We start from the raw sequence: 1,952 nt of genomic DNA, 5'->3' as shown, positions 1-1,952 counted from the left end.
ACAGTGCCGACGGTGCTGCCCACGGCCCCGGTCACACCCGAAACCACAGTGCCCACCGTCGAGCCGACATCGCCCAGCGTGCCGGACACGGTATGGCCCAGATCGGTGCCGATCGTGCCGGTGGTGCCCGTCAGGGTCGAACCGACATCGCCCAGCGTGGTGCCAAGCGCGCCGCCCAGATTGCCGGTGGTATCGGTCAGCGCCGTGCCCACGCCGGACAGCGTGCCGGACAGGGCGCTGCCCAGATCCGCCGCCGTGCCGGTCAGGGTGTGACCCAGATCGGCGGTGGTGCCGGTGAGCGAGGAGCCCACGGTGCCGAGCGTGCTGCCCAGACCGGAATTCACCGCCTGGAAGATGTCACCCACAGTCGAGGTGACATCGGGCAGGGCGTTCGTCAGCGTGCTGGTCACCGTCCCGGCCAGAGCCGAGGGCGAGGCGATATCGCCCACCGAGGAGTCGACCGAGGTGATGTGGCCGATCTGGGTGAAGATGTCGTTGAAGCCCGTGCCTGTGCCGGTGCTCGAACCGCTCAGCAGGCTGCTGGCCGCCGTGGTGACGCCGGAGGTGACGCCGCTCAACCCGCTCAGCAGGCCATCGACCGTGCTGCCCACGGTGTTGGTCACAACCTGGGTCGGATCGACCAGCACGCCGCCAGCGGCGCTGCCGATGTTGCCGCTCAGCGAGGCCAGCGGTTCGGTGCTGGTGGCGCCTGGCGTCAGGCTGCCGCCCAGCACGCCGCCGGTGGCGTTGCCCAGACCGTTCAGCGCGCTGTTGACCACATTGCTGGCCGCGCTGGTCACCGGCGAAAGCGCGGTGGTGACGGGCGCGATGGTGCTGGTCACGCCATGCAGCGCCGTTGCCAGATCGGGGCTGGCGCCAACATGGATGTTGACCGGCTGGCCCAGCAGGCTGGCCACAGGATCGAGGTTGACATTGGCGTTGAGGCCAAGATCACCCAGCACCGGCAGACCGGCCCCGGCGTTGACGGTCAGTTCGGAATTGCTGCCCGAACCGGTGCCAGTGCCCGTTCCGCCCGTGCCCATCAGATGGCCCAGAGCGTCGGTCAGCGAGGAGAGCGGCGTGCTGCCACCCGTCCCGCCCGTGCCGCCGGTGCTGCCGCCCGTGCCGGTGCCGTTCAGAGCGCCGAGCGCGCCATTCAGAGCGCCGGCAGCCGAACCCAGAGCGCCATTGGCCGCGCCGGTCAGACCGCTCAGCGCGCCATTCAGGGCTGCGGCGGGATCGGTGACGCCGGTGCTGCCCGTCAGGCCGTTCAGGGCATTGCCCAAAGCGGCAGTCGGGTCGATGGTGCCCGTGCCGCTTCCGGCATTGCCCAGCGCGCCGTTCAGCGTGTCGGTGGCCGAACCCAGAGCGCCGTTGAGGCCGCCCGTCAGGCCGCCCAGCGCGCCATTGGCAACGCCGGTCAGCGTGGCGACGGGATCGGTCGAGCCAGTGCCGTGGAGCAGGGTGCCCAGCGTGTCGTTCAGGGTGGAGCCGCCTGCGGAGCCGGTCAGCGAACCCAGAGCGCCATTGGCGGCATTGGTCAGCCCGCTGCTGCCCAGCGCGCCGTTCAGAGCGCCCAGAGCATTGTTCAGCGTGGCGCCCACAGCGCCCAGCGTGTTGGTGGCGTTGCCCGCCAGCGTGCTGGCCAGAGCCGTGCCGCCAGTGGCGCCCTGAAGCGCGCCAAGACCGCCGTTGAGAGCGCCTGCCGTGGCGCCGAGCGCGCCATTCGCCGCATTCGTGGCCCCGCCCAGAGCGCCATTGAGTGCCGACGTCAGATCGGAGGAACCCGCGCCGCCGGTCAATCCGCCCAGCACGCCACCGAGCGTATCGCCCGCCTGCCCGCCGGTGAGCGAACCAAGCGCCCCGTTGAGGGCCCCCGTAGCCGAGCCGAGAGCACCGTTTGGAACACCCGTCACGCCGCCCAGAGCGCCATTCAGCGCCGCAGTGGGATC

Annotated in this window: 1 protein-coding gene; it reads right to left on the bottom strand. The window is 70.9% G+C overall.

The window, feature by feature from the left end:
- On the bottom strand, positions 1-1,952 hold a 1,952-nt coding region (locus SR3_RS31750; protein WP_218018746.1), incomplete at both ends, for a beta strand repeat-containing protein.

This window comes from Novosphingobium rosa NBRC 15208, assembly GCF_001598555.1.
Taxonomy (GTDB): Bacteria; Pseudomonadota; Alphaproteobacteria; order Sphingomonadales; family Sphingomonadaceae; genus Novosphingobium; species Novosphingobium rosa.
This window is presented reverse-complemented; position numbering and strand designations above follow the sequence as displayed.